At 70.3% G+C, this 19752-nt stretch carries 18 protein-coding genes and 1 pseudogene; 8 read left to right on the forward strand and 11 right to left on the reverse strand.

The window, feature by feature from the left end:
• From ABZ079_RS24750 to ABZ079_RS24780, 7 genes and pseudogenes are all read right to left on the reverse strand, one after another.
• Positions 1-593 (reverse strand): annotated as a pseudogene (locus ABZ079_RS24750) (hypothetical protein); the annotation flags it as partial.
• Positions 594-782: 189 nt separating this feature from the next.
• The gene (locus ABZ079_RS24755) at positions 783-2213 is read right to left on the reverse strand and encodes an FAD-dependent oxidoreductase (RefSeq protein WP_356941633.1); all 1431 of its coding nucleotides are present in this window, start codon (positions 2211-2213) and stop codon (positions 783-785) included.
• A 22-nt stretch (positions 2214-2235) separates the two neighbouring features.
• Positions 2236-3036 (reverse strand): ABC transporter permease, encoded by an 801-nt coding sequence (locus tag ABZ079_RS24760; protein WP_356941634.1) that lies wholly within the window; start codon positions 3034-3036, stop codon positions 2236-2238.
• Complete coding sequence (locus ABZ079_RS24765) at positions 3036-3965, reverse strand: ABC transporter permease (protein ID WP_356941635.1); 930 nt, start codon at positions 3963-3965, stop codon at positions 3036-3038. Before ABZ079_RS24765 ends, ABZ079_RS24760 begins: the two co-directional genes overlap by 1 nt.
• Before the next feature lie 3 nt (positions 3966-3968).
• Positions 3969-5135, reverse strand: a complete 1167-nt coding sequence (locus ABZ079_RS24770) for an ABC transporter ATP-binding protein (RefSeq protein ID WP_356941636.1) — start codon at positions 5133-5135, stop codon at positions 3969-3971.
• Complete coding sequence (locus ABZ079_RS24775; RefSeq protein ID WP_356941637.1) at positions 5132-6379, reverse strand: spermidine/putrescine ABC transporter substrate-binding protein; 1248 nt, start codon at positions 6377-6379, stop codon at positions 5132-5134. The genes ABZ079_RS24770 and ABZ079_RS24775 overlap by 4 nt, the downstream gene beginning before the upstream one ends.
• A gap of 82 nt (positions 6380-6461) precedes the next feature.
• Complete coding sequence (locus ABZ079_RS24780; protein ID WP_356941638.1) at positions 6462-7997, reverse strand: gamma-aminobutyraldehyde dehydrogenase; 1536 nt, start codon at positions 7995-7997, stop codon at positions 6462-6464.
• Positions 7998-8207: 210 nt separating this feature from the next.
• Here ABZ079_RS24780 and ABZ079_RS24785 point away from each other — a divergent pair, with 210 nt between their 5' ends.
• Complete coding sequence (locus ABZ079_RS24785) at positions 8208-8771, forward strand: NADAR family protein (protein ID WP_356941639.1); 564 nt, start codon at positions 8208-8210, stop codon at positions 8769-8771.
• Positions 8772-9082: 311 nt separating this feature from the next.
• Here the strand turns inward: ABZ079_RS24785 and ABZ079_RS24790 are convergent, their stop codons facing one another.
• Positions 9083-9988, reverse strand: a complete 906-nt coding sequence (locus ABZ079_RS24790; RefSeq protein WP_356941640.1) for a DUF4190 domain-containing protein — start codon at positions 9986-9988, stop codon at positions 9083-9085.
• Positions 9989-10140: 152 nt separating this feature from the next.
• Between ABZ079_RS24790 and ABZ079_RS24795 the strand changes: the two genes are divergently transcribed.
• On the forward strand, positions 10141-11211 hold the full coding sequence (locus ABZ079_RS24795) for an adenosine deaminase (protein ID WP_356941641.1): 1071 nt from the start codon (positions 10141-10143) through the stop codon (positions 11209-11211).
• Positions 11212-11230: 19 nt separating this feature from the next.
• Positions 11231-11920: a glycerophosphodiester phosphodiesterase gene (locus tag ABZ079_RS24800; RefSeq protein ID WP_356941642.1), complete on the forward strand. Its 690-nt coding sequence runs from the start codon at positions 11231-11233 to the stop codon at positions 11918-11920.
• Here the strand turns inward: ABZ079_RS24800 and ABZ079_RS24805 are convergent.
• On the reverse strand, positions 11917-12516 hold the full coding sequence (locus ABZ079_RS24805) for an NAD(P)-binding domain-containing protein (protein ID WP_356941643.1): 600 nt from the start codon (positions 12514-12516) through the stop codon (positions 11917-11919). The two genes, ABZ079_RS24800 and ABZ079_RS24805, sit on opposite strands and share 4 nt — an antisense overlap.
• Before the next feature lie 71 nt (positions 12517-12587).
• On the opposite strand from ABZ079_RS24805, the gene ABZ079_RS24810 reads away from it, so the two are divergent.
• Positions 12588-12947: a helix-turn-helix domain-containing protein gene (locus tag ABZ079_RS24810; protein WP_356941644.1), complete on the forward strand. Its 360-nt coding sequence runs from the start codon at positions 12588-12590 to the stop codon at positions 12945-12947.
• A 119-nt stretch (positions 12948-13066) separates the two neighbouring features.
• Here ABZ079_RS24810 and ABZ079_RS24815 read toward each other — a convergent pair whose 3' ends face one another.
• Together ABZ079_RS24815 and ABZ079_RS24820 are read right to left on the reverse strand one after the other, a co-directional pair.
• The gene (locus tag ABZ079_RS24815) at positions 13067-13600 is read right to left on the reverse strand and encodes a hypothetical protein (protein ID WP_356941645.1); all 534 of its coding nucleotides are present in this window, start codon (positions 13598-13600) and stop codon (positions 13067-13069) included.
• A 205-nt stretch (positions 13601-13805) separates the two neighbouring features.
• Complete coding sequence (locus ABZ079_RS24820; RefSeq protein WP_356941646.1) at positions 13806-15245, reverse strand: gamma-aminobutyraldehyde dehydrogenase; 1440 nt, start codon at positions 15243-15245, stop codon at positions 13806-13808.
• 205 nt (positions 15246-15450) lie between these two features.
• On the opposite strand from ABZ079_RS24820, the gene ABZ079_RS24825 reads away from it, so the two are divergent.
• The 4 genes from ABZ079_RS24825 to ABZ079_RS24840 all read left to right on the forward strand — a co-directional run bounded on the left by ABZ079_RS24825 (position 15451) and on the right by ABZ079_RS24840 (position 19714).
• A complete protein-coding gene (locus ABZ079_RS24825; protein WP_356941647.1) occupies positions 15451-15969 on the forward strand; it encodes an Lrp/AsnC family transcriptional regulator in 519 nt (172 codons plus the stop codon).
• Positions 15954-17336 (forward strand): aspartate aminotransferase family protein, encoded by a 1383-nt coding sequence (locus ABZ079_RS24830; RefSeq protein WP_356941648.1) that lies wholly within the window; start codon positions 15954-15956, stop codon positions 17334-17336. The genes ABZ079_RS24825 and ABZ079_RS24830 overlap by 16 nt, the downstream gene beginning before the upstream one ends.
• 198 nt (positions 17337-17534) lie before the next feature.
• Complete coding sequence (locus ABZ079_RS24835; RefSeq protein ID WP_356941649.1) at positions 17535-18275, forward strand: ATP-binding cassette domain-containing protein; 741 nt, start codon at positions 17535-17537, stop codon at positions 18273-18275.
• Positions 18257-19714 (forward strand): hypothetical protein, encoded by a 1458-nt coding sequence (locus ABZ079_RS24840; RefSeq protein WP_356941650.1) that lies wholly within the window; start codon positions 18257-18259, stop codon positions 19712-19714. The genes ABZ079_RS24835 and ABZ079_RS24840 overlap by 19 nt, the downstream gene beginning before the upstream one ends.
• The last annotated feature ends 38 nt before the right edge of the window (positions 19715-19752 follow it).

Consider the following 19752-nt stretch of genomic DNA (forward strand, 5'->3'; position numbering starts at 1 on the left):
GGAGCCTCCTCCTTCGGGGCCTCCTCCTTCGGGGCCTCCTCCTTGGGAGCCTCCTCCTTCGGGGCCTCCTCCTTGGGAGCCTCCTCCTTCGGGGCCTCGCCCGGCTTGTTCGGGTCCGGCTTGTTCGCGTCCGGCTTGTTCGCGTCCGGCTTGTTCGCGTCCGGCTTGTTCGGGTCCGGCTTCCAGTGGTCCTTGTCGTGCTCCTTCCACTGGTCCTTGTGCTCGTGGTGCCAGAAGTAATGGACGTCGCGGTGGGAGTCCCAGAAGTAGTACCGGTGGTGCTTGACCACTACGTAGAAGCACTTGTGGTGGTCGTCCCAGTGGTACTCCCGCTTCTCGACCCAGCAGGAGAACTTCTTGTGCTTCTTCCAGTGGGACTTCTTGTGCTTGTCCCAGCAGTAGAGCTTGTGATGCTTGCCGTGATGCTTGGCAGCCATGCCCACTGCCGACGCCTCCGGCATCGGCGCCGCCGTCGCGGTCGCGGCCGGCAGGATGACACCTCCGGTGACGAAGGCGGCCGAGGCCACCGCGGCCGCCAGGCCCAGGCGGCGACTGGGACGGGATACTTCGCGCTCAAGGGTGGTGCGAGTCATGGTCTCTCCTGCTGATCCAGTGAGGAAGTCGGTGCCTCTCGGTGAGGCCGTGCTTCAAGTACGCCGGAATCGGGCAGCAGGGTCACGCTCCGGGAATTCGTGGCTTGACGGAGCTGTGAGAAGCGGGTAAAAGTCCCCGAAATGGACAGGCCCAGGTCGTTGACCTGGGCCTTTGTGCACCGCATCGGCTCAGCTGTCGAAGCCCAGCCCGAGCCGGTCCATCGTCCGCAGCCACAGATTGCGGCGGCCGCCGTGCGCGTCCGCGCGGGCCAGGGACCACTTGGTGAGGGCGATGCCCGTCCAGGCGAAGGGCTCCGGCGGGAACGGCAGCGGCTTCTTGCGGACCATCTCCAGCTCGGTCCGCTCGGTGCGCTCCCCGTCCAGCAGGTCCAGCATCACGTCCGCGCCGAAGCGGGTCGCGCCGACGCCGAGGCCGGTGTAGCCCGCCGCGTAAGCGACCTTCCCCTGATGGGCGGTGCCGAAGAACGCCGAGAATCGGGAGCAGGTGTCGATCGCGCCGCCCCAGGCGTGGGTGAAGCGGACGCCCTCCAGCTGCGGGAAGCAGGTGAAGAAGTGGCCCGCGAGCTTGGCGTACGTCTCCGGCCGGTCGTCGTACTCGGCGCGCACCCGGCCGCCGTAGGGGTAGATCGCGTCATAGCCGCCCCACAGGATGCGGTTGTCGGCGGACAGCCGGAAGTAGTGGAACTGGTTGGCGCTGTCGCCCAGCCCCTGCCGGTTCTTCCAGCCGATCTCCGCCAGCCGGCCGGCACTCAGCGGCTCGGTCATCAGCGCGTAGTCGTAGACCGGGACGGTGTACGAGCGCACGCGGCGCAACAGGCTCGGAAAGATGTTCGTGCCGAGAGCGACCCCGCGGGCGCGGACCGCGCCGTACGGCGTGCCCACGGCCATGCCGGCGCCGTACTGCTTCAGGGTCAGCGCGGGCGTACGCTCGTACACCCGCACGCCCAGCTCGATGCACGCCCGCTTCAGGCCCCACGCCAGCTTCGCGGGGTGGAGCATGGCCACGCCCCGGCGGTCCCACAGGCCCGCCTCGAAGGTGGGCGAGTTCACCTGCTCGCGCACGGCGTCGGTGTCCAGGAGCTCGATGCCGTCCGCGAGGCCCTTCTCCGTCAGCTCCCGGTACCAGTCGCGGAGTTCCCAGGCCTGGTAGGTCTCGGTGGCGACGTCGATCTCGCCGGTGCGTTCGAAGTCGCAGTCGATGCCGTGCCGGGTGATCGCCGCCTCGATCTCGTCGAGGTTGCGCCGGCCCAGCTCCTCCAGCCGGTGGATCTCGTCCGGCCAGCGGGCCAGGCCGTTGGGCAGGCCGTGTGTGAGGGAGGCGGCGCAGAAGCCGCCGTTGCGGCCGGAGGCGGCCCAGCCCACCTCGCGGCCTTCCAGCAGGACCACATCGCGCCGCGGGTCGCGCTCCTTGGCGTTGAGCGCCGTCCACAGTCCGCTGTAGCCGCCGCCGACGACCAGCAGGTCGCAGGTCTCGGTGCCGGTGAGGGCGGGCTCGGGGGATGGCTTGCCGGGGTCTTCCAGCCAGTACGGGACCGGCTGGGCTTCGGAGAGAGAGGCGATCCAGTTGTCTTTGCCACGGCTCATGGCGCTTGGGGCCATGATTTCAACTCCCTACAGGGGCTTATGCCTTTTGCTTGGTACGGCGATGGGTGACGACCATCGAGGTCAGGACGAACAGCACGGCGACGAGGAACATGGCCGTGCCGATCACGTTGATCTGCACAGGCGTTCCGCGCTGCGCCGAACCCCACACGAACATGGGGAACGTGACGGTCGAACCGGCGTTGAAATTGGTGATGATGAAATCGTCGAAGGAGAGCGCGAACGAGAGCAGCGCGCCCGCGGCGATTCCGGGTGCCGCGATGGGCAGGGTGACCCGTGCGAAGGTCTGCACCGGGCCGGCGTACAGGTCTCGGGCGGCCTCCTCGAGGCGCGGGTCCATCGACATCACGCGGGCCTTGACCGCGGTGACGACGAAGCTGAGGCAGAACATGATGTGGGCGATCAGGATCGTCCAGAAGCCCAGCGGTGCACCCATGTTGAGGAACAGGGTGAGCAGCGAGGCCGCCATGACGACCTCGGGCATCGCCATCGGCAGGAAGATCAGCGAGTTGACGGCGCCGCGTGCGCGGAAGCGGTAGCGGACGAGCGCGAAGGCGATCATCGTGCCGAGGAGCGTGGCGCCGACCGTCGCCCACACGGCGATCTGGAGACTGAGGGACAGCGAGCCGCACATGTCGGCGACGCCGCACGGGTCCCTCCAGGCGGCCGTGGAGAACTGCTGCCATTCGTAGTTGAAGCGCCCCTTCGGCTTGTTGAAGGAGAACACCGTGACGATGACGTTGGGCAGGAGGAGATAGGCGAGCGTGAAAAGTCCGGCGATGACGACCAGACGACGCTTGAGCCAGGTGACGAAGGGCATTAGACCAGATCCTCCGTCCCGGACCGTCGGATGTAGATCGTGACCATGGCCAGGATCGCGGCCATGAGGATGAAGGAGAGCGCGGCCGCCGTCGGGTAGTCCAGAATGCGCAGGAACTGTGTCTGGATGACGTTGCCGATCATGCGCGTGTCGGTGGAGCCGAGGAGTTCGGCGTTGACGTAGTCACCGGCCGCCGGGATGAAGGTCAGCAGCGTGCCGGAGACCACGCCCGGCATCGACAGCGGGAAGGTGACCTTGCGGAAGGTGGTCCAGGGCTTGGCGTACAGATCGCCGGCCGCCTCGTGCAGCCGCCCGTCGATCCGCTCCAGCGAGGTGTACAACGGCAGGATCATGAACGGTAGGAAGTTGTACGTCAGGCCGCAGACGACCGCCAGGGGTGTGGCCAGGACCCGGTCGCCGGCCGTCCAGCCGAGCCAGCTGGTGAGATCCAGGATGTGCAGCGAGTTCAGGGCGTGCACGATCGGACCGTTGTCCGCGAGGATCGTCTTCCAGGCCAGGGTGCGGATCAGGAAGCTGGTGAAGAACGGGGCGATCACCAGGATCATGATGAGGTTCCGCCAGCGGCCCGCGCGGAAGGCGATGAGGTAGGCCAGCGGGTAGCCGAGCAGCAGGCACAGGATCGTCGCGGCGGCCGCGTAGAGCACCGAGCGCAGGAACTGCGGCCAGTACTCGGCGAGCGCGTCCCAGTAGGTCGCGAAGTGCCAGGTGACCTTGTAGCCCTCCTCCAGGGAGCCCGTCTGCACGGATGTGGAGGCCTGGTAGATCATCGGCAGCGCGAAGAAGACGATCAGCCACAGCATGCCGGGCAGCAGCAGCCAGTACGGGGTGAACCGGCCGCGCTTGCGCGGGGGCTTCTTCGTGGGTTCGGCGGGGACGAGGGGCGGGGGCGCCTCGGTGAGCGTCGACATGATCTACGCGGCCTCTTCCTCGACGGACTCCACGCCGGCGTCGATGTCCTGGGCCGCGTCCAGGCCGAAGGTGTGAGCCGGGCTCCAGTGCAGGACGACGTCGGCTCCGGGGACGAGGCGGCCGTCGCGCTCGACGTTCTGGACGTACACCGCGAGTTCGTCGCAGACGGGGCTGTCGATCACGTACTGCGTGGAGACGCCGATGAAGCTCGCGTCGGCGATCCTGCCGGTGAGGCGGTTGCGTCCCTCGGGGATCGAGCCCGCGTCGTCGGCGTGCGTGAGCGCGATCTTCTCCGGACGGATACCGACCAGCACCTTGCCGCCGGCCGTCGTCGGGGCGGAGCATCGCGCCTCGGGCAGCACCAGCTTGCCGCCACCCGCCTTGAGGACGATGTCGTCGCCGTTCTTCGTGTCGACCTCGGCCTCGATGAGGTTGGAGGTGCCGAGGAAGTTCGCGACGAACGTCGTCTGCGGGTTCTCGTACAGGTCGGTGGGCGCACCGAGCTGCTCGACGCGGCCCGCGTTCATCACGGCGACCGTGTCGGCCATGGTCATGGCCTCCTCCTGGTCGTGCGTGACATGGACGAAGGTGATGCCGACCTCGGTCTGGATGCGCTTCAGCTCCAGCTGCATCTGGCGGCGCAGCTTCAGGTCGAGGGCGCCCAGCGGCTCGTCGAGGAGGAGCACTTTCGGGTGGTTGATCAGCGCGCGGGCCACGGCGACCCGCTGTTGCTGGCCACCGGAGAGCTGGTGCGGCTTCTTGCGCGCCTGCTCGCCGAGCTGGACCAGCTCCAGCATGTCCTCCACCTGCTTCTTCACACTCTTGACGCCGCGCCGGCGCAGACCGAAGGCGACGTTCTCGAAGATGTCCAGGTGCGGGAAGAGGGCGTAGGACTGGAAGACCGTGTTGACCGGCCGTTTGTACGGCGGCAAGTGGGTGACGTCCTGGTCGCCGAGGCGTACGGTCCCGGAGGAGGGTTCCTCCAGCCCGGCGATCATGCGCAGGGTGGTCGTCTTGCCGCAGCCGGAGGCACCGAGCAGGGCGAAGAAGGAGCCCTGCGGCACGGTCAGGTCCAGCGGGTGCACGGCGGTGAAGGCGCCGTAGGTCTTGGAGATCCCGGAGAGGCGGACGTCGCCGCTGTTGTCTGGTGTCGTCTTCATCGTCGTCACGCCCCTGTCAGCTTCGCGAACTTCTCTTCGTAGGCCGTCTCTTCCTTCTGGCTCAGGGAGCGGAAGGCACGGGACTTCGCCTGCATGGCCTTGTCGGGAACGATCAGCGGATTCGTCGCCGCCTCCTTGTCGATCTTCGCAAGGTAGGGCTTCACGCCGTCGACCGGAGTCACGTAGTTGATGTAGGCGGCGAGCGCGGCGGCCTGCTCGGGCTCGTAGTAGAAGTCGATGAGCCGCTCGGCGTTCGTCTTGTGGCGGGCCTTGTTGGGAATGCACAGGTTGTCGGTCGACGTCATGTAGCCGCTGTCCGGGATGACGAAGTCCACGTCCGGGCTGTCCGCCTTGAGCTGGACCACGTCACCCGCCCAGGCGATACAGGCCGCGAAGTCCCCCTTGGTGAGGTCGGACGTGTAGTCGTTGCCGGTGAAGCGGCGGATCTGCCCCTTGTCGACGGCCTTCTGGAGACGGGCGATCACCGCGTCGAAGTCGTCGTCGGTGAACTTCGCCGGGTCCTTGCCCATGTCGAGCAGGGTCATCCCGATGGAGTCGCGCATCTCCGACAGGAAGCCGACGCGCCCCTTGAGCTTGGGATTGTCGAGCAGGTCGGAGACCGACTTCACCTCGATGCCGTCCAGCGCCTTCTTGTTGTAGGCGATGACGGTGGAGATGCCCTGCCAGGGGTACGAGTACGCCCGCCCCGGATCCCAGTCCGGGTTGCGGAACTGGGGCGAGAGGTTGGTGTAGGCGTGCGGCAGGTTGGACGGGTCCAGTTTCTGGACCCACCCGAGACGGATGAGCCGGGCGGCCAGCCAGTCCGTGAGGACGATGATGTCGCGGCCGGTGTCCTGGCCGGCGGCCAGCTGCGGCTTGATCTTGCCGAAGAACTCGTTGTTGTCGTTGATGTCCTCGCTGTAGTCGACCGTGATGCCGGTCCGCTCGCGGAAGGTGTCGAGCGTCGGGTGATGCTTGCCCTTGTCGTCGACGTCGATGTACTCGGTCCAGTTGGAGAAGTTCACGGTCTTCTCCTGGGCCGAGTGGTCCGCGGCGGACATGCCGCCCTGCGTCTTGCCCGCCGCGGGAATCCCGCAGGCGCTCAGCGCCCCGAGTCCGCCGGCCGCGAGCGCACCGCCCGCGGATGCCCGCAGCAGCGAGCGGCGGGTCATGGCGGCCCTGCCGTTGCGCAGGCTGCGCCGCATGGCGGCCATGTGGGCCGGGGTCAGACGGTCGGGCTCGTACTGCTCCATGCGCGTGGTGCCCTTTCGGGAGGGATGGGTCGGCCTGGTGAGGGCCGGGTCGTCACATCCGGCGGCAGCCGGTCGGCAGCTGCTACCGGTCCCCGAAGATCGTGCGGTGCCAGTCCTTGCGGGCCACCGCAGTGTTGTCGAACATAACGTGCTTGACCTGCGTGTACTCCTCGAATGAGTACGCCGACATGTCCTTGCCGAAGCCGGAGGCCTTGTAGCCGCCGTGCGGCATCTCGCTGATGATCGGGATGTGGTCGTTGATCCAGACGCAGCCCGCCTTGATCTCGCGGGTGGCCCGGTTCGCGCGGTAGACGTTGCCGCTCCACGCGGAGGCGGCGAGGCCGTACGGGGTGTCGTTGGCCAGCCGGATGCCTTCATCATCACCGTCGAACGGCAGCACGACCAGTACAGGGCCGAAGATCTCGGACTGGACGATCTCGCTGTCCTGTGCGGCGTCGGCGATCAGGGTGGGCCGGTAGTAGGCGCCGTCCTCGAGGTCGCCCTTCGGTGCCTCGCCGCCGGTGACCACGCGCGCGTAGGCACGCGCACGGTCCACGAAGCCTGCGACACGGTCCCGCTGGGCGTGTGAGATGAGCGGCCCGAGGTCGGTACCCGGAGCGAAGGGGTCGCCGAGCCGTACGGTCTCCATCAGGATGGCGGTCTGCTCCACGAACGCCTCGTACAGAGGGCGCTGCACGTACGCGCGCGTGGCGGCGGTGCAGTCCTGTCCGGTGTTGATGAGCGCACCGGCTACGGCGCCGTGGACGGCCGCCTCGAGATCGGCGTCGTCGAAGACGACGAAGGGGGCCTTGCCGCCCAGCTCCAGGTGGAGGCGCTTGACGGTGGCGGTGGCGATCTCGGCGACGCGCTTGCCGACGGGGGTGGACCCGGTGAAGGAGGTCATGGCGACGTCCGGGTGGCCCACCAGGTGCTCGCCGGCCTCCTTTCCGGTGCCCGTGACGATGTTGACGACCCCGTCCGGGATACCGGCGTCCGTGGCGGCCTCGGCGAAGAGCAGCGAGGTGAGCGGGGTCAGCTCGGCCGGCTTCAGGACGATGGTGTTGCCGGCCGCGATCGCCGGGAGGATCTTCCAGGCGGCCATCTGGAGCGGGTAGTTCCAGGGCGCGATGGACCCGACGACACCGATGGGCTCACGCCGGATGTACGAGGTGTGGTCGCCGGAGTACTCACCGGCGGACTGCCCCTGCAGATGCCGGGCGGCACCTGCGAAGAAGGCGGTGTTGTCGATGGTGCCCGGCACGTCGAACTCACGCGTGAGCTTCAGCGGCTTGCCGCACTGCAGGGACTCCGCGCGGGCGAACTCCTCGGCGCGGTCGGCGAGCACGGCGGCGAACCGGTGCAGGGCGTCCGAGCGCTCGCCCGGGGTGGCACGTGCCCAGCCCGGGAATGCCTCGCGCGCCGCGGCGACGGCCGCGTCGACGTCGTCGGTGCCGGCCGCCTCGTAGGTGTACACCTCCGCACCGGTGGCGGGGTCGATCACGGCGTGGGTACGGCCCGACGTTCCCTTGGTGAGGCGGCCGGCGATGAACTGCGCGCCGTCCGCGAATCGGTCCTGTGCGGGGAATCGTTCCGGGGTGGCGGTGCCCGGGTTGTGCATGTCGCTCTCCTCCGCCGTTCGTCCCGTCCCCGGGGGGCGGGTGGCGTAGCTCCAGCTCGATTTGAGTGCCGATCCTGACAGAGCAATGGCACTCCAACAAGTGATTCCGTTGTTGCCTTTTGGTTACGCGACGGAATCTGTCGACCAGGTGTCGAGTCGGGGCGGAAAAGGGCGGACGGAGTGTCAGTGGTGCGTGCCAGACTCGCGTGCATGGGAGAGATCGACGGGGTGGAAGCGCTGATCAGGGAGGTCCGGGCGGGGGCCCGGCCCCGGTACCTCCACTTCTGGGGGCACCGGCCGCGACCGGACGGCAAAATCGGCCCGAGCTGTCTGAGTCAGTGGTGGCCGTCACCCTTCGTGGTGGACGGGGTCGGATACGCGACGGCCGAGCACTGGATGATGGCGGGCAAGGCCCGGCTGTTCGGGGACGCGGAGGCGGAGCGCCGGGTGCTGGCCGCGGAGCATCCCGCCGAGGCGAAGAAGGCGGGGCGGCTGGTCAGGGACTTCGACGAGGCGATATGGGAGCGGGAGCGCTTCCGGATCGTGGTCGAGGGCAGCCTGCACAAGTTCGCGGCCGACGACGCCCTCCGGGTGTTTCTGCTGGGCACCGGTGACCGGGTGCTGGTCGAGGCGAGCCCCGTGGACCGCATCTGGGGCATCGGCCTCGCCGCGGACGACGAGGCGGCATCGGACCCGGAGCGCTGGCGCGGCCCGAACCTGCTCGGCTTCGCCCTGATGGAAGCCCGGGAAAGATTGGCGGGCGCGGGGGCCTGAGGGAGCGGGGCCTGAGGCGCGTCCGTGGCGAGCGGGGCCCGAGGGAGACGCGTCCGAGGCGAGCACGGCCTGAAGAGGCGAGCAGGGGGCGAGCAGGGGACGGTGCGGCGGCGCCTGGGGGAAGCGGGCCTGGGCGGGAGACGGCGGTGGAGGCCCGGGCCCGAACCGGCTGGGAGGACGATCGGCTCGGGCCCGCGGGCAGCGGACGCGTCTCGCTCGGGTGCCAGACGTGCGCGGTCCCGCAGATCCGGGACACCAGACGTGCGCGGCCCCGCCTCAAGTCCCGGGCATCGGTGGTGAGCGGTCCCGCGTCAGTTGCTGAACGCGATGGCGAAGGCGAACAACCCGATTACCAGAACGATGCCGGCGGCTCCGCAGATGAGGCCGGCCAGGGCCACACCCGGGTTGGTGGCCTCGCCCCGGTTGGCCTTCCCGCGGCCGATCGCGCCGAAGATGATCGCCAGGATGCCCAGCACCAGGGCCACCGGCCACACCAGGAAGCCGAGCGACGCCAGAATCCCGAGCACCAGGGAAGCCGTTCCCATGCCGTCGCTCGGAGCCGGCTGCACACCGGGCCAGCCGTAGCCGTTCGGGGCCGGGTAGGGGCCGCCGTACGTCGGCTGAGGCTGCCCCGGGTAGCCGTACGCCGACGGGCCGCCCGGATATCCGTACGGCACCTGTCCCGGGCCGTCGGGCGCGATGGGCGGCGGAGGCACGGGTTCCGCTCCCCCGTCCCACGCGGCGGGCGGCGCCGGCGGGGCGAAGGGGCTGCCGGTGGCCGCCGGCGCGGTGGGCGGGGCGTAGGGGTTCGCGGGGGCGGCGGGCGGAGCGTAGGGGTTCGCCGGAGGCGGGGCAGCCGGGGGCACGAAGGGGCCGGCCGGCGGCGCGGACGGGTTCGCCGGGGGCGCGACGGAGTCGGCCGGACTGGCCCATGGCGCGGGCACGGCCCCGGCGGGCCCACCCGGTGCCGCAGGCAGCGAGGTCAGCGTCTGCTGGTCGTGGACGGAGCCGGAAATCCGGCCCGCGGCCGGACTCTGCCGTCCCGTCGGTATCGACTCCTGCACCGGCGTGTACGGCCGGCCCTGCGCCGGGACGGCATCCTGCACCTGGGGGGGTGGCGGGGCCGCCGTCTGCTTGTCCAGGGACACTCGAGGCGACGGCGGCACTTCCCCGGTGGTCCGCTCCGGCGGCGGGTACTGCGGCACCTCGTCGGACATGCTGGAAGACCCCTCTGCTGGACGTCCCGTCATGCTACGGGCAGCCCGGGACGGCGTGGGCCGGGGCCTACGATGATCCCGCGTCATCGATCAGCCGATCACCGCGCCCGCACCGACCACGCTCCGCGGGCGCCCGTCCCGGGGAGGACCCCATGACCGACAGCAGCTCCGTACCCGCCGCCGGTACGGCCGACCGCGATCTGCGGACCTTCATCGCCGGACTGCCCAAGGCCGAGCTGCACGTCCACCACGTCGGCTCCGCCTCCCCGCGCATCGTCTCGGAACTGGCCGCCCGCCACCCCGACTCCAAGGTCCCCACCGACCCCGAGGCCCTGATCGACTACTTCACCTTCACCGACTTCGCGCACTTCGTCGAGGTGTATCTGTCGGTCGTCGACCTCATCCGCACCCCGGAGGACGTCCGGCTGCTCACCTACGAGGTGGCCCGGGACCTGGCCCGCCAGCAGGTGCGGTACGCCGAGCTGACCATCACCCCCTACTCCTCCACCCGGCGCGGGATCGAGGAGACGGCGTTCATGGCCGCGATCGAGGACGCCCGGAAGGCGGCCGAGGCCGAGTTCGGAACGGTCCTGCGCTGGTGCTTCGACATTCCCGGCGAGGCCGGGCTCGAGTCCGCCGAGGAGACCGCGCGTCTGGCCACCGACGACCGGATCCGCCCGGAGGGCCTGGTGTCGTTCGGGCTCGGCGGGCCCGAGATCGGCGTGCCGCGGCCGCAGTTCAAGCCCTACTTCGACCGGGCCATCGCCGCGGGGCTGCACTCCGTCCCGCACGCCGGTGAGACGACCGGCCCCGAGACGGTGTGGGACGCGCTGAACGAGCTGCGGGCCGAGCGCATCGGGCACGGCACCAGCTCGGCGCGGGACCCCAGGCTGCTCGCCCACCTCGCCGAGCACCGCATCCCGCTGGAGGTCTGCCCGACCTCCAACATCGCCACCCGCGCGGTCCCCACCCTGGACGAGCACCCGCTCAAGGAGTTCACGCGCGCCGGGGTCCTGGTCACGATCAACTCGGACGACCCGCCGATGTTCGGGACCGACCTCAACAACGAGTACGCGGTGGCCGCCCGCCTCCTCGACCTGGACGAGCGCGGCCTCGCCGACCTCGCGAAGAACGCCGTCGAGGTGTCCTTCCTGGACGCGGCGGGCAAGGCGCGGATCGCGGCGGAGATCGACACCTACACCGCCGCCTGGCTCACCCTCTGACACACACCACAATGGGGCCATGCAGACCGTGACCGCCGTGGCCCACCGCGGCGACCCCTACCGCTTCCGCGAGAACACGATCGACTCGCTGTGTTCCGCGCTCGACCTGGGCGCGGACGTTGTCGAGGTCGACGTACGGCTCACCCGTGACGGTGTCCCCGTGCTGCTGCACGACGAGACGCTGGAGCGGCTGTGGGAACTCGACCGGCCGCTGCGCGCGCTGTCCGCCGAGGAGTTGCGCGGGCTCACGGCGGGCGGTGTGCCGACGCTCGCGGAAGCGCTGGCCGCGACCGGGGACAGCAGGGTGATGGTGGACCTGTGCGGGCGGGGCGGCCGCCGGCTCGTGGACCGGGTCATGGACGTGGTCCGGCAGAGCGGGGCCCGGGACCGCGTCTACTACTGCGCGGGCGCCGAGGCGATGCTCGCCGTCCGTGCCGCCGACCCGGCCGCCGAGATCGCCCTGACCTGGACGACCCTCGCCCCGCCCCGGCCCGCGCTGCTGGACGCGGTCCGCCCCCGCTCGCTCAACTACCGCTTCTCCCTGGTGAGCCGGGACCTGGCGGCCCGCGTCCACCACGACGGCTACCTGTTGTCCGTCTGGACCCCGGACACCCGCCGCTCCATACGCCGCATGCTGGACCTGGGCGTCGACTCGATCACGACGAACCGGGTCGACGTCCTGCACGCCCTGAGGTCCCAAGGCGCCTAGCTCCCGGCGAACTCCAGCGGGGGCGCGATCGCCTGGGCGTCCGCTCCCTCCGCCACCCACAGCCGGACCAGCAGCGCGGCCGTCGCCTCCAGCAGTCCGGCCCGGTCCAGTCCTCCGGCGTGCAGCGGCTCGCAGCCGAGGTCGCGGACGAGGTGTCGTACGACCCCGAGCGCGTCCTCGTCGTCGCCGCACAGCGGAACGGCGAGCGGCCGCCCGCCGAAGACCGGCGGGGTCAGACGCCAGACGCTCTCGTGGCAGAGGTTGAACGCCTTGACCACGCGGGCGCCGGGCGCGGCGGCCGCGATCCGCTCGGCCGCGGCCGGCCCGCCGGTCGTGAGGAGCCCGAAGTCCGGGCCGCCGACCGGATTGGTGCAGTCGATCAACACCCGTCCGCGCAGGGCGTCCCCGAGCCCGGCGACCACGCCCACCACCGCCGCGTACGGCACCGCGAGCAGCACCGCGTCGGTGCCGTGTTCCGCCGCATCGCGCACATCACCCCGCGACCGGCTGCCGGCGACCACCTGGTGCCCGGCTCGCTCCCACTGCCGGCCCAGCGCGTCCGCCATCGCGCCCGTGCCGAGAATCCCGATCCGCACAACTGCCCCTCTTCCGTTCGGCGTCGCTTACCTCCGCGACAGTAGGGAGCCGCTCGGGCACCATTCGGTATGTGATCGATGACCAGCCCTTCCTCGCCGACTGTCGCGCCCGCCTCGCCTTCGACCTGCTCGCCAACACCTGGAACTCGGTGGTGCTGTGGGCCCTGCGGGACGCCCCGCAGCGCCCTGGTGCGCTGCGCGAGCGCATCGGCGGGATCAGCCAGAAGGTGCTGACGGAGACTCTGCGCCGACTGGAGTTCAACGGCCTGGTGGAACGGCGCTCGTACGGCGGCGCACCGCCCCGCGTGGAGTACGGACTGACGCCGCTGGGGCGGTCGTTGCTCGCGCCCATCGACGCCTTCGGCGTCTGGGCCTTCGAGCACGGCGACGAGGTCATGGCCGCCCAGGAGCGCTACACCCGCGAGCACTGAGGGGCCGTCACCGGTAGCCGGCCACGTACACATCGTGCCGGTCCCGGCCGGGGCGTCTACTCCGTGAACTCCTCTTACGCCTAGGGTGAGTCGATGCCCCGTGGCTCGGTGGAGCGCGCTCACCGCCCTCGTGCCGCAGGAGCCGGCACGGCCCGCTGCCCGCTGAGCGCCTCCAGCCGCTTGATCTTCTTCCGTACGACGTACAGCGGGACGACTCCGAGGATCCCGAAGGACATGTCGATCAGGGTCCACCAGAAGGGAATGCCCCGGACGGGCCCGCAGGCGAGGGCGAGCGGGACGATCCCGGCACAGGCGATCATCCCGAACTCGATCACCCAGATGTTGCGCACCGGGTCGCGGTACGGGCCGTAGAAGGCGACCGCGATGACGAGGTGTGCGAACGCCAGCCAGTCCGTGCCGTAGAGGACGAAGGGGTACTCGGCGTCGGCGGTGTCCAGCCCGTGCCGCACCCGGGAGATCCACGCCATCAGCCCGGGCAGGTGCTCCGGCACGGACAGCGCGCGCAACGCACTCTCCGTCCAGCGCAGTTCGTGGACCAGCGGGAAGGCGGTGGCCCCGCTGAGGACGAGGCACACGACGAAGAAGACCAGCCAGACGCGGATGCCCTTGAGCAGGGCGGCTCTGTCGCTCATGGCAGGAGCGTACGCCTAGAATTGAACGCGTTCAAAAGCGGGGCTCTTCATGGCGAGCGCGCCGATGAGGGAGGCCGGCGCGGGGTCGTCCGGACAACGGCCCACGCGAGGAGGACGAGCCGCGGTTCGCGGCGGTGGAGTGGGAACAAAAAGCGGCCCCGGACAGGGATGTGTCCTGTCCGGGGCCGCTCAGTCGTCGCGGCGGTCAGGCGTCCAGGGACGTCATCACGTGCTTGATGCGCGTGTAGTCCTCGAACCCGTACGCCGACAGGTCCTTGCCGTAGCCGGACTTCTTGAAGCCGCCGTGGGGCATCTCGGCGACCAGCGGGATGTGGGTGTTGATCCACACGCAGCCGAAGTCGAGCTTCTTGGACATGCGCATCGCGCGGGCGTGGTCCTTGGTCCACACCGAGGAGGCGAGGGCGTACTCGACGCCGTTGGCCCACTCGACGGCCTGCTCCTCGTCGTTGAAGGACTGGACGGTGATGACGGGGCCGAAGACCTCGTTCTGGATGATCTCGTCGTCCTGCTTGACGCCGGACACGACGGTCGGAGCGTAGAAGTAGCCCTTGTCACCGACCTGCTGGCCGCCGGTCTCGACCTTGGCGTGCGCGGGCAGGCGCTCGATGAAGCCGGCGACCTGCTTGAGCTGGTTCGGGTTGTTCAGCGGGCCGAACAGGACGTCCTCGTCGTCCGGCAGGCCGGTCTTCGTCTCGGAGGCGGCCTTGGCGAGCGCGGCCACGAACTCGTCGTGGATGGAGTCCTGTACGAGGACCCGGGTCGCGGCCGTACAGTCCTGGCCGGCGTTGAAGAAGCCCGCCACGGAGATGTCCTCGACGGCCTTGGCGATGTCGGTGTCCTCGAAGACGACGACCGGGGCCTTGCCGCCCAGCTCCAGGTGGACCCGCTTGACGTCCTTGGACGCGGACTCGGCGACCGAGATGCCCGCGCGGACGGATCCGGTGATGGAGGCCATCGCCGGGGTCGGGTGCTCGACCATCGCACGGCCGGTGTCCCGGTCACCGCAGATGACGTTGAAGACGCCCTTGGGGAGGATCGAGCCGATGATGTCGGCGATCAAGACCGTGGAGGCGGGGGTCGTGTCGGACGGCTTCAGGACGACCGTGTTGCCCGCCGCGATCGCCGGGGCGAACTTCCACACGGCCATCATCATCGGGTAGTTCCAGGGGGCGACCTGGGCGCAGACGCCGACCGGCTCACGGCGGATGATCGACGTCATCCCCTCCATGTACTCGCCGGCCGAGCGGCCCTCGAGCAACCGGGCCGCACCGGCGAAGAAGCGGATCTGGTCGACCATCGGCGGGATCTCCTCGGAGCGGGTGAGCCCGACCGGCTTGCCCGTGTTCTCCACCTCGGCCGCGATCAGCTCCTCGGCGCGCTCCTCGAACGCGTCCGCGATCTTCAGGAGGGCCTTCTGCCGCTCGGCCGGCGTCGTGTCGCGCCAGGCCGGGAAGGCGCGGGCGGCGGCCTCCATGGCGGCGTCCACGTCCGCCTGTCCGGACAGCGGCGCGGTCGCGTACGCCTCGCCGGTCGCGGGGTTGACCACCTCGGTGGTCCGTCCGTCGGCGGCGTCCCGGAACTCACCGTCGATGTAGTTGCGCAGACGACGCAGCTCGGTGCTCACTGCCGGCCTCCTGATCTGGTTCGAAAGTTCAAGCTGTGCGACGTGTCCAGCCCTGTCCGGCTGTCCAGCCACTGAGACACCCACCCTAATCGGCACACCCACGTTTTCAACACCCCCATCGCGAGCGGTTCTGCGAAATCCGCAAGCTTTGGCCTCTGAAACAACGAATTTCATCGATCAGGCCTTGCGAAACTATCGAGACGTCGTGCAGAGTGAGCTCGTGGCCAGTCGAAGCGCAGACCAGAGGGACTCGTCCCGCGAGTCCAGGAACGGCACTCCCCAGCTGGATGCCGTCTCCCTCGCCATCATTCAGCAGCTCCAGGAGGACGGCCGCCGGCCGTACGCCGCGATCGGCAAGGCCGTGGGCCTGTCGGAGGCGGCCGTGCGCCAGCGCGTCCAGAAGCTGCTGGACCAGGGCGTGATGCAGATCGTCGCCGTCACGGACCCGCTCACCGTGGGCTTCCGCCGGCAGGCGATGGTCGGGATCAACGTCGAGGGCGATGTCGAGTCGATCGCGGACGCGCTGACCGGCATGTCGGAAGTCGAGTACGTGGTGATGACCGCGGGCTCGTTCGACATCCTCGCCGAGATCGTCTGCGAGGACGACGACCACCTGCTGGACGTCATCAACAAACGCATCCGGGCGCTGCCCGGCGTGCGCTCCACCGAGAGCTTCGTCTACCTCAAGCTCAAGAAGCAGACCTACATGTGGGGAACCCGATAACCGTGAGCCAGAAGGACCTCAGCAAGACCGCGTACGACCACTTGTGGATGCACTTCACCCGCATGTCCTCGTACGAGAACTCCCCCGTCCCGACCATCGTCCGGGGCGAGGGCACCTACATCTACGACGACAAGGGCAAGCGCTACCTCGACGGTCTCGCGGGTCTGTTCGTGGTCCAGGCCGGTCACGGCCGCACCGAACTCGCCGAGACCGCCTTCAAGCAGGCCCAGGAGCTGGCGTTCTTCCCGGTGTGGTCCTACGCCCACCCCAAGGCCGTCGAGCTGGCCGAGCGCCTCGCCGACTACGCCCCGGGTGACCTGAACAAGGTCTTCTTCACCACCGGCGGCGGCGAGGCCGTCGAGACCGCGTGGAAGCTCGCCAAGCAGTACTTCAAGCTCCAGGGCAAGCCGACCAAGTACAAGGTCATCTCCCGCGCGGTCGCCTACCACGGCACCCCGCAGGGCGCCCTGTCGATCACGGGTCTGCCGAGCCTGAAGGCGCCGTTCGAGCCGCTCGTCCCGGGCGCGCACAAGGTGCCGAACACCAACATCTACCGCGCCCCGATCTTCGGTGACGACCCGGAGGCCTTCGGCCGCTGGGCCGCCGACCAGATCGAGCAGGAGATCCTGTTCGAGGGCCCCGAGACCGTCGCGGCCGTCTTCCTCGAGCCGGTGCAGAACGCGGGTGGCTGCTTCCCGCCGCCCCCCGGCTACTTCCAGCGGGTCCGCGAGATCTGCGACAAGTACGACGTGCTGCTCGTGTCGGACGAGGTCATCTGCGCCTTCGGCCGTCTCGGCACGATGTTCGCCTGCGACAAGTTCGGCTACGTCCCGGACATGATCACCTGCGCCAAGGGCATGACCTCGGGTTACTCCCCGATCGGCGCCTGCATAGTCTCCGACAGGATCGCCGAGCCGTTCTACAAGGGCGACAACACCTTCCTGCACGGCTACACCTTCGGCGGTCACCCCGTGTCGGCCGCGGTCGGTCTCGCCAACCTCGACCTGTTCGAGCGCGAGAACCTCACCCAGCACGTGCTCGACAACGAGGGCGCCTTCCTGCAGACCCTGCAGAAGCTGCACGACCTGCCGATCGTCGGCGACGTCCGCGGCAACGGCTTCTTCTACGGCATCGAGCTGGTGAAGGACAAGAACACCAAGGAGTCCTTCACCGACGAGGAGACCGAGCGCGTCCTGTACGGCTTCCTCTCCAAGGCTCTGTTCGACAACGGCCTGTACTGCCGCGCCGACGACCGCGGCGACCCGGTCGTCCAGCTCGCCCCGCCGCTGATCTCCAACCAGGAGACCTTCGACGAGATCGAGCAGATCCTGCGCGCGACCCTGACGGAGGCGTGGACCAAGCTCTGATCTCGATCCGTCCGATCAGCTGATCAGCACACGGCCCCGTGCCGCCCGTTCGAGTGAGAACGGCGGCCCGGGGCCGTGTACTGTCCGGGCTCCCGGCCGGGACCTGCTTAGCGTGCCAGTGACCGCTCGGCCCGGCCTTCGTTCCCCCGCACGGGGGAACAGGCACGGGAAAACGGATCAGAACCGAGGTGTACGCCCATGGAGGCCCCGCCGGACAACGACGTGCTCTGGGCACGCTCCCTGCACTTCAGGCACCCCGACGGTTCCCCCGGACTCGCCGGGGTCTCGTTCGGCGTGCGGGAGGGCGAGATCCTCGCCGTCACCGGCCCGCGCGGCAGCGGCAAGACCACGCTGCTGCGCTGTCTGTCCGGTCAGCTGCCGGTGCGGCACGGCGAGGTCTGGTTCAACAGCGCGCCCGTGCACACCCTGGGCCCGATGGCCCGGGAGCGGCTGCGCCGGGACCGTTTCGGCTGGATCGACCCCGAACCGGTCCTGATCCCCGAGCTGAACGTCTGGGAGAACACCGCGCTCCCGCTGATGCTGCGCGGAAGCAGCCGCCGCCGGGCCAAGGCGGCCGCAATGGAGTGGCTGGAACGCCTGGACGTCGGCGACAAGCCCCGCAGACGCCCGCACGAGCTGCAGCACGCCGAACGCCAGCGCGTCGCCATCGCCCGCGCCCTCGCCCCCGGGCCCACGATCCTCTTCGCCGACGAGCCGACGGCGCCGCTGCACCGCGCCGACCGCGCCCACGTCCTGCGCACGCTCACCGCGGCGGCCCGCTCGCACGGCATCACCGTGGTCCTCGCCACGCACGACTCCGACACCGCCGCCCTCGCCGACCGCACGGTATCCCTTCTGGACGGCCGGTGCGTGCGCACCGTGCAGCTGCCGGACGCTCCCGACCCGGAAGGCCGGGCCGCGTGCTCGCTCTCCGTCTGACCCGCGCCGCCCGGCCCGCCGTCCAGCTGCGCCGCCTGCTGGTGGCCGCGGCCTCGGCGGGCACCGCTTTCCTCCTGCTCGCCTGCCTCGGCTACGCCCTGCACCACCCCGAGGCGGCGGACGCCGCCGCGCTGCGCCTGGCCTGGTGCGCGGTGCCCCTGGCCGCCACGGTGTACTTCGCGCTCGCGGTCGCCCGCACCGACCCCGGCACCCGGCCGCGCTCCGGGCTCTCCGCCGTCGGCCTCGGCCCCGCCCGCCTGATGGCGGTCTCCGCCCTGACCACGGCCCTGCCCTGCGCCCTCGGCTCCCTGCTCGCCCTGCTCGTCTTCCTCCATCTGCGCGGCGACCTGACGGGCATGCCCTTCGACGGCGCGGCCGCGGACTTCCTGGCCGCGGACCAGCCCCTCCCCGTCCCGGCGGCCCTCACCCTGCTGGCCCTGACCCCGACGATCGCCTCGGCGACGGTGGCACTCGCCCTCCGCCCGACAGACCCCCGCCCCACCACCCCGGGGACCCGCAGATTCGGCCGCTTCGGGGCGTACGGCCACGCGGCGGGGCGGGAGTCGTTCGGGGCGTACGGGAGGTTCGGGGCGAGGTTCCCGGCCGGGGCCGGCACTCCTCGCGCCCAAGCCGGACAGACCGACGGCGGGCAGCCGTACGCCCTCCCCGCGGCCAGCCGCGACGACGCGCCACCACACCGGCACCCCGCGGCCGGTCGTGCCATCGGCGCGGCTCCCGTCCGGGAGAAGGACGGCGCCCTCACCGTGCCGGTCGGCGATACCGGCCCGGAGCCCCCGGCCCCGGACACCGCACCGGCGGCCGAGCCCCCCGCACCGGCCGGCCAGGCGCCCACCGGCCTCCCCTGGGGCGTCGCCCTCCTCGCCGCCGGCCTCGCCGTACAGGCGTACGCCGGCCGCTCCGCCCCCGCGCCCTTCCTCACCAGCCTCCCCGGCGAGGCCATCACCGTGCTGCTCGGCCGGCTGCTCACCGCTGCCGGTCTCGTCCTCGCCGCTCCCGGCCTCACCCACCTGTGCGGCCGGCTCCTCCAGTCGGTGCGCCCGGGTGCGCTCCGGCTGCTCGCCGGCCGGGTCCTCATGGCGGAGGCCAACCGGGTCGGCCGCCCCCTCGGCGTGGTCTGCGCGGTCGCGTCCGCCGGCTACGCGATGACCGCCCCGTACGACGGCTCGGCACGCGCCTTCGGCCCGCTGACCGTCCTCGGTGTGCTCCTCGTCGGCGGCTGCACGGTCGCCACGCTCCTCACCGCGGCCGTCGAGGCCCGCCAGTGCCGCGCAGGCACCACCGCGGCGCTGCTCCGCCTGGGCGCGCCGCCCACGCTGCTGCGCGGTGCCGCCGCCCTCCGTGCGGCCGCCCTGCTGGCCCTGTTCGGCCCGCTCACGCTGGTGATCGCCGCGCTGGCGGCACTGCCGCCGGCCCGCTGAGCGGTCCGGTACGAAAAAAGATCGCCGGCCGCCGATGA

Source organism: Streptomyces sp. NPDC006314 (assembly GCF_040613075.1).
GTDB lineage: Bacteria > Actinomycetota > Actinomycetes > Streptomycetales > Streptomycetaceae > Streptomyces.